Here is a 7,557-nt window from a genome sequence, read left to right as displayed (position 1 = left end):
GGGGACCGGACATGCCTGACGGGATGCAGACGAAGACTGCCATGCTGGAGATCGCCGAGCTGCACGGCTTCTACGGCGAGAGCCATGTGCTGCACGGCGTCAGCCTGGAGGTGCGCCAGGGCGAGGTGGTGACGTTGCTGGGCCGCAACGGTGCCGGCAAGACCTCGACCATGCGCGCCATCATGGGCATCATGGGCAAGCGCACCGGCTCGATCCGCTTCCAGGGCACCGAGCTGATTGGCATGGCCCAGCACAAAATCCCGCGGCTGGGCATCGGCTATGTGCCGGAAGAACGCGGCATTTTCTCCAGCCTCAGCGTCGACGAGAACCTGACGCTGCCGCCGGTGGTGAAGGAGGGCGGGATGACCGTCCCGCAGATCCACGAGCTGTTCCCCAACCTGAAGGGCCGAGGATGAGGAAGCGCCCATCTTCCAGGTCGCCGATTACGGCCTCGTCGCGGACCTCTTCAAGGCCGTGCCGGAGCTGCAGCAGGCGCTCTGATCGCGCAGCGACCGCTCAAAACATAAGGGCGGCCTCCATCGGGGGGCCGCCCTTTCGCTTGGAGAGACGTGCCGCTTACACCCGTTCCAGCAGCAGCGCGATGCCCTGGCCGACGCCGATGCACATGGTGCACAGGGCGTATTGGCCGCCGCGCAGCTCCAGTTCGATCAGCGCGGTGGTGGCCAGCCGCGCACCGGACATCCCCAGCGGATGGCCGAGCGCGATGGCGCCGCCGTTGGGGTTGACCCGCGGATCGTCATCCGCCAGTCCAAGCTCCCGCAGACAGGCAAGGCCCTGTGCGGCGAAGGCTTCGTTCAACTCGATCACGTCGATGCGGTCGAGCGGCACGCCGGTGCGGTCGAGCAGGCGGCGAACCGCCGGGACCGGTCCGATCCCCATCGCGCGCGGCTCGACGCCGGCAACCGCCGCGCCGACGATGCGGGCACGCGGCGTGAGGCCATGACGCCGGGCCGCCGCCTCTCCGGCGACGATCAGCGCCGCCGCGCCGTCGTTGATGCCGGACGCGTTGCCGGCGGTCACGGTGCCGCCGGGTCGCACCACCGGCTTCAGCGCCGCAAGCTGGTCGAGCGTGGTGTCGGGCCGCGGATGCTCGTCGGCCGTCACCTCGGCGATCGTCCCCTTGCGGCCGGCGACCGGCACGGCGACGATCTCCCGGGCGAAGCGTCCGCTGCGCTGGGCGGCGCCGGCCCGCTGTTGCGAGCGCAGGGCAAAGGCATCCTGGTCCTCGCGGGCGATGCCATAGCGCTCCGCCACCGTCTCGGCGGTTTCCGGCATGGTGTCCACGCCGTGCGACGCCTTCAGGCGGGGGTTGACGAAGCGCCAGCCCATCGTGGTGTCCTCCAGCCGCATCGCGCGGGAGAAGGCGCCGTCGGCCTTGCCCATCACGAAGGGGGCGCGCGACATGCTCTCCGCCCCGCCGGCCAGGAGCAGGGAGTGTTCGCCCGCGCGCACGCCGCGCGCCGCGAGTGCGATGGCGTCGAGCCCCGATCCGCACAGGCGGTTCACCGTGGTGCCGGGAACCGTTTCGGGCAGACCGGCCAGCAGAACCGCCATGCGTGCGATGTTGCGGTTGTCCTCTCCCGCCTGGTTGGCGCAGCCCAGGATCACGTCGTCGATTGCCGACGGATCGAGGGACGGGTTGCGGTCGAGCAATGCCCGCAGGGGGATGGCGGCGAGATCGTCGGCGCGCACTGGCGCCAGCGCGCCGGCGTAACGCCCGATGGGCGTGCGCACGGCGTCGCACAGGAATGCTTCGGTCATGGAATGGGCCTTCCGCTACCCGCCGCCGATGGAGCAGGACGGGCACTGTGTTGGGCAAGGAGGATGGTGGCCGGGCGCGGCAGCGATGGATGCGGCCGGCTGTGTCCCCAGCTATCGGAAGTCCGACTATCGGAAGTCCGTCGGACTGCGGCAACTGACATAAACTTGCCGGCGCATAACCTGCGGTAATGTATGCGGCACCGCGTTTCAGCCGGCCGCCACCTGCTCCAGCAGCCAGTTGCGCACCTTCGCGATGCGGGCACGGTCCTGGTGGTTGGGCGGCACCACGAAATAATAGCCGAGGTCGCGGCGCAGGGGCCGGTTGATCGGACAGACCAGGCTGCCGCTGCGCAGCTCGGTTTCCAGCATGGCAGGTTGACCCATGGCGATGCCCAGCCCGTCCAGGGCGGCCTGATAGGTCAGCAGCGAACTGGGGAACATCAGCGGCTCCTGCGTCTCCGCCATCGTCAGGCCGGCTGCCTCCAGCCAGTCCGGCCAGTCCCGCCGCCGGTAGTGGGAATGCAGCAGCGGGTAGCGCAGAAGATCGGCCGGCGCCTTCACCGGCGGGCCGCCGGCCAGCAGGGCGGGGCTGCACACCGGCAGGATTTCGTCGGAAAACAGGAAGACCGAGTCCATGCCCTGCCAGTCGCCGGTGCCGAGCTGGATCGCCGCATCGACGTTGTCGCGGGCGAAGTCGACCGGCGCCACCGCCGTCCGGGTGCGCAGCCGCAGATCGGGGTGGTTGGTCTGCAACTGCGGAAGGCGCCGCATCAGCCATTTCGCCATGAAGGTCGCATAGACCTGCAGCTTCAGGGGAGCGGCGGCACGGGCGGACACCAGTTCGGACGTTGCCTCGGCGATGCAGCGGAAGGCCGGTGCGATCTGCGCCGCGTAGCGCTTGCCCTCGTTGGTCAGGGTCAGGCCGCGGGTCTCGCGGTGGAACAGCCGGACCCCCAGGTAATCCTCCAGCAGGGCGACCTGCCGGCTGACCGCCGGCTGGGTGACGCTCAGCTCCTCCGCCGCCTTGGTGAAGCTGCCGTGCCGTGCCGCGCATTCGAAGACGTGGAGCGGATTGAGCGGGGGAACCTGGCGCAAATCACGGTCCATTACATAAGGTTATATGTGCCCAACAACTAGGAATTTGCCGCTTGTCCGTCAATGCGATTGATTGTCCGTAACGCAAATCGATAGCCCCGTCTGGAGCCATGGACTTTCAACTCAACCAGGAACAGCGCGCCTTCGCTGACTCCGTGCGCCGCTTTGCCCGCGCCGAGCTGGCTGCCGACGCGCTGAAGCGCGCCCATTCCCCGGCCTTTCCCTGGGACGTGGCCGCGAAACTGTCGGAGATGGGCCTGCTGGGCATTACCATCCGCGAGGAGGATGGCGGCGTCGGCGGCACGCTGATGGACGCGGTGATCGCCATTCAGGAGTTGGCGCTGGTCTGCCCCAAGAGCGCCGACGTCGTCCAGGCCGGCAATTTCGGGCCGATCCGCACCTTCGCCGAATATGCCAGCCCCGAGCAGAAGGAGCGCTGGCTGGGCGACCTGCTCGGCGGACGCAAGCTGCTGGCGCTGGGCATGAGCGAACCGGACGCCGGATCGGCGGTCACCGATCTGAAGACCAGCGCCCGCGAGGATGGCGACCATTACGTCATCAGCGGATCAAAGGTCTTTTCCACCCACAGCCCGGAAGCGACGCTGTTCCTGATCTATGTCCGCTTCGCCCCCGGCGTCGGCGGCATCGGTTCGGTGCTGATCGAACGCGGCACCCCCGGCTTCGCCGTCGGCCAGCCTTCCGCCTTCATGAGCGGAGAGGAATGGTGCCAGCTCTATTTCGAGGACTGCCGCATCCCCAAGGCGAATGTCCTGCTGGGGCCGGGCGGTTTCAAGAAGCAGATCGCCGGCTTCAACGTGGAGCGCATCGGCAACGCCTCGCGGGCGCTGGCGCTGGGCCGCCATGCCTTCAACCTGGCCAAGGCGCATGCGGAGACGCGCATCCAGTTCGGCCGGCCCCTGTGCGAATTCCAGGGTCTGCAATGGAAGTTCGCCGACATGGCGCTGAAGCTGGAAAGCGCGCAGCTGCTGCTCTACCGCGCCGCCACCAATGCCGACAACGGCCTGCCGTCGGCCTATGAGACCTCGATCGCCAAGCTGTCCTGCAACCTTGCCGGCTTCGAGGTCGCCAACGAGGCCCTGCAGATCATGGGCGGCACCGGCTACAGCCAGGAAGCGCTGGTCGAATATTGCGTGAAGCGGACGCGCGGCTGGATGATCGCCGGCGGCTCCATCGAGATTTTGAAGAACCGCATCGCCGAAGAGCTGTTCGAGCGTCGCTTCGATCAGCGCCCACCGCGGGAGAGCCGGTCGTGAGCGGCATCGCCCTCAAAGGCTGCACCGGCTCCGCCCTGGCCGAGGCCCTGCTGCGGCCGCGCACGGTGGCGCTGGTCGGGGTGTCGGACGACATCGCGAAGACCGCCGCCCGTCCGCTGCGCTTCCTGCGCCGCGCCGGCTATGGCGGCGAGGTCTACAGCGTCAACCCCACCCGCGCCACCGTGCAGGGCGAGCCGGCCTTCGCATCGCTGTCGGCCCTGCCGGCACGGCCGGATCATGCCTTCATCCTGACCGGCACCGATGCGGCCATCGCCGCGCTGGAGGAGTGCGGGCGTCTGGGCGTCCCGGTCGCGACCATCCTGGCCGGCGGTTTCTCCGAGGCGGGCGGCGCCGGCATCGAGCGCGAAAAGCGGCTGGCCGAGATCGGCCGGTCCTATGGCGTGCGTGTGCTGGGCCCCTCCAGCATCGGCGTGGTCAATGTGCATGAGCGGCTGGTGCTGACCGCCAACGCCGCCTTCGCCGAACCCGACCTGCCGGAAGGCGGGGTGTTCGTCGCCTCGCACAGCGGAAGCCTGATCGGTGCGATGCTGTCGCGCGGCAAGGCGCGCGGCGTCGGTTTCGCCGGGCTGGTGTCGGTCGGCGGCGAGGTGGATTTGTCGGTCGGCGAGATCTGCGAGGCGACGCTCGACGACCCGAAGATCGGTGGTTACCTGCTGTTCCTGGAATCGATGCGCAACGCCGACGCGCTCCGCCGCTTCGCTTTGGCAGCGGCGGAGCGCGGCAAGCCGGTGGCGGCCTACAAGCTGGGCCGTTCGGCGGAGGCGGCGGAACTGGCGGTTTCCCACACCGGCGCGCTCGCCGGGGAGGATGACGTCGCCGATACCTTCCTGCGCGATTGCGGGATTGCCCGGGTGGAATCCTTCGACGGGCTGCTGGAAATCATGCCGCTGCTCAACCGGATGCCGGTGAAATCGGTGCGGCACCCTGCTGTCGGCGTCGTCACGACCACCGGCGGCGGTGCGGCCATGGCCATCGACCAGCTTGCCGTCCGCGGCGTGCGGGTCGCCGCCCCCAGCCCGGACACCGTCCGCCGCCTTGCCGAGGTCGGGATCGCGGCCGGAGAGGGGCGTCTGGTCGATCTGACGCTGGCGGGCACCCGCTACGATGTGATGAAGGCCGCGCTGGGGGTGATGCAGACCGCGCCGGAATTCGATCTGGTGCTGGCGACGGTCGGGTCCTCCGCCCGCTTCCAGCCCGATCTGGCGGTGGCGCCGGTGATCGACAGCGCGCGGGAACATGACAAGCCGCTTGCCGCCTTCATCGTGCCGGAGGCGCCGGAAGCGCTGCTGCGCCTGAACGCCGCCGGGGTGCCCTGTTTCCGCGCGCCGGAATCCTGCGGCGACGTGATCGCCGCCGCATTCAACCGCCGGGTTCCCCGCCCCGAACTGGCGACCCCGCCGCTGCCGGTTCCGCCGGATGCCGGATCGGGCGTTGGGAGGACCATCGACGAGGCCGAGGCCTACCGTCTCTTCGCCCGCGTCGGCGTTCCCCATGCGCCGGTCGCGGTGCTGACGGTCGGCGAACCGGTGCCGGAGCTTCCCTTCGCCTACCCGGTGGTCGCCAAGGTCCTGCACCCGGACATCGCCCACAAGACCGACGTCGGCGGCGTTGCGCTGAACATCGCCGACGCCGGCGCGCTGTCGGCCGCCATGGCGGCGATCCGCGACCGGGTCGAAGCCGCCCGGCCGGGGGTGGACGTGCGCAGGATCCTGGTCCAGCCGATGACCCGAGGCGTGGCTGAGGTGCTGGTCGGTCTGCGCCGCGACCCCCAGGTCGGGCCGGTGGTGATGCTGGCCGCCGGTGGCGTGTTGACCGAGATCTACCGCGACCGTGCCCTGCGTCTGGCTCCGGTGGACCGGGCCACCGCGCTGGAGATGATCGGCGAGGTGAAGGCGCTCCAGGCCCTGGCCGGCTATCGTGGCCGGACCGCGGGCGACCTCGGCGCCGTCGCCGATGCGCTGGTCGCCGTCTCCCGGCTTGCCCTGCTGGACGACGTGACCGTGCTGGAGGCGGAAATCAACCCGCTGATGGTGATGGCCGACGGGCAGGGGGCGGCGGCGGTCGACGCGCTGGTCCAACTCGCAACGGCGGATGCACCCGCCCAATCCCAGGAAGACGACACCGAACCCCGTTCCGGGAGGAACCGATGATGTCCAGGCCGGATGTGCTCTCACTGCCGGAGCTTGTGAATGCCAATGAACGGCTCGTCCATCGCGGCCGTTTCCTGACCGCGGTGATGCGGCTGGACATCGGCACCGACGCCTATCTCATATCCATCGACCGCGGGCGGATCGCCGAGGTGCGCAAGGGGCCGTTCGTCATGCCGTCCTGGACCTTCGGCCTGTCCTGCCCGGCCGATGCGCTGGCGCGCTTCTGGCAGCCGCTGCCGCCGCCGGGCTTCCACGACCTGTTCGCCCTGCTGCGGCGAGGCGACCTGACCCTGTCCGGCAACCTGCAACCCTTCATGGCCAACCTGCTCTACATCAAGGACGTGATGGCCAGCCTGCGCAGCCCGAAGGAAACCGCCTGATGCGTGCGACGATCGAATCCATCACCGGGCGTTACATGCGGCTGGACTACAAGGGCCGCGAACACCGGATCTATTTCGAAGAGGCGGGGCAGGGCATTCCGCTGGTCTGCCTGCACACCGCCGGTTCGGACGGCCGCCAGTTCCGCGGCATCCTGAACGACCCGCGCATCACCCGCGATTTCCGTGTCATCGCCTTCGACCTGCCCTGGCACGGCAAATCCTCGCCGCCCGCCGGCTGGCAGGACGGCGACTACCAGCTGACCAGCGCCGACTACACCGACATCATCCTGACGGTCTGCCGGGCGCTGGAGCTGGACCGTCCGGTGGCGATGGGCTGCTCCATCGGCGGGCGCATCGCGCTGCATCTGGCGATGGAGCATGCCGAAGAGTTCCGCGCCATCGTCGGGCTGCAATCCTCGGCCCACGTCCATCCCTATTACGACACGACTTGGCTGCATCACCCGGACGTGCATGGCGGGGAAGTCTGCGCCGCCATCGCCGCCGGGCTGGTCGGGCCGAACGCGCCCGACGCCCACCGCTGGGAAACGGTGTGGCACTACATGCAGGGCGGTCCGGGCATCTTCAAGGGCGACCTCTATTTCTACAAGGTGGACGGCGACATCCGCCACCGGCTGAGCGAGATCGACACCAGCCGCTGCCCGCTCTATCTGCTGACCGGCGAATACGACTATTCCTGCTCTCCGGCCGACACGCTGGAGACCGCCGCCTGCATCCCCGGCGCCACCGTATCGATCATGCCGGGGCTGGGCCATTTCCCGATGAGCGAGGACCCGGAAGGCTTCATCGCCCATCTGCTGCCGGTCCTGAGCGAGATCGCCCACCGCTGAGCCCTGC

The 7,557-nt window shown here is 69.1% G+C and carries 6 protein-coding genes and 1 pseudogene; 5 read left to right on the top strand and 2 right to left on the bottom strand.

The window, feature by feature from the left end:
- Positions 1-11: 11 nt before the first annotated feature.
- Positions 12-413 (top strand): annotated as a pseudogene (locus tag CRT60_RS05845) (ATP-binding cassette domain-containing protein); the annotation flags it as partial.
- Positions 414-576: 163 nt separating this feature from the next.
- Here the strand turns inward: CRT60_RS05845 and pcaF are convergent.
- Both pcaF and gcvA read right to left on the bottom strand, forming a co-directional pair.
- Entirely contained in the window at positions 577-1,782 is a 1,206-nt protein-coding gene (pcaF, locus tag CRT60_RS05840; RefSeq protein WP_098735482.1) for a 3-oxoadipyl-CoA thiolase, read from the bottom strand.
- Between the two features lie 207 nt (positions 1,783-1,989).
- The gene (gene gcvA, locus CRT60_RS05835) at positions 1,990-2,877 is read right to left on the bottom strand and encodes a transcriptional regulator GcvA (protein WP_161957982.1); all 888 of its coding nucleotides are present in this window, start codon (positions 2,875-2,877) and stop codon (positions 1,990-1,992) included.
- Between the two features lie 110 nt (positions 2,878-2,987).
- On the opposite strand from gcvA, the gene CRT60_RS05830 reads away from it, so the two are divergent.
- The 4 genes from CRT60_RS05830 to CRT60_RS05815 are packed head-to-tail and all read left to right on the top strand — an operon-like array spanning position 2,988 to position 7,550.
- Positions 2,988-4,151, top strand: a complete 1,164-nt coding sequence (locus CRT60_RS05830) for an acyl-CoA dehydrogenase family protein (RefSeq protein WP_098735480.1) — start codon at positions 2,988-2,990, stop codon at positions 4,149-4,151.
- Positions 4,148-6,322: an acetate--CoA ligase family protein gene (locus tag CRT60_RS05825; RefSeq protein WP_204561689.1), complete on the top strand. Its 2,175-nt coding sequence runs from the start codon at positions 4,148-4,150 to the stop codon at positions 6,320-6,322. The genes CRT60_RS05830 and CRT60_RS05825 overlap by 4 nt, the downstream gene beginning before the upstream one ends.
- The gene (locus CRT60_RS05820; RefSeq protein WP_098735479.1) at positions 6,319-6,702 is read left to right on the top strand and encodes a hypothetical protein; all 384 of its coding nucleotides are present in this window, start codon (positions 6,319-6,321) and stop codon (positions 6,700-6,702) included. The genes CRT60_RS05825 and CRT60_RS05820 overlap by 4 nt, the downstream gene beginning before the upstream one ends.
- Positions 6,702-7,550 (top strand): alpha/beta fold hydrolase, encoded by an 849-nt coding sequence (locus CRT60_RS05815; protein ID WP_098735478.1) that lies wholly within the window; start codon positions 6,702-6,704, stop codon positions 7,548-7,550. The genes CRT60_RS05820 and CRT60_RS05815 overlap by 1 nt, the downstream gene beginning before the upstream one ends.
- Positions 7,551-7,557 lie beyond the last annotated feature (7 nt).

It is taken from the genome of Azospirillum palustre (assembly GCF_002573965.1).
GTDB lineage: Bacteria > Pseudomonadota > Alphaproteobacteria > Azospirillales > Azospirillaceae > Azospirillum > Azospirillum palustre.
Note: the sequence above shows the minus strand (reverse complement) of the source record. Positions and strands in the feature narration are given on the sequence as shown.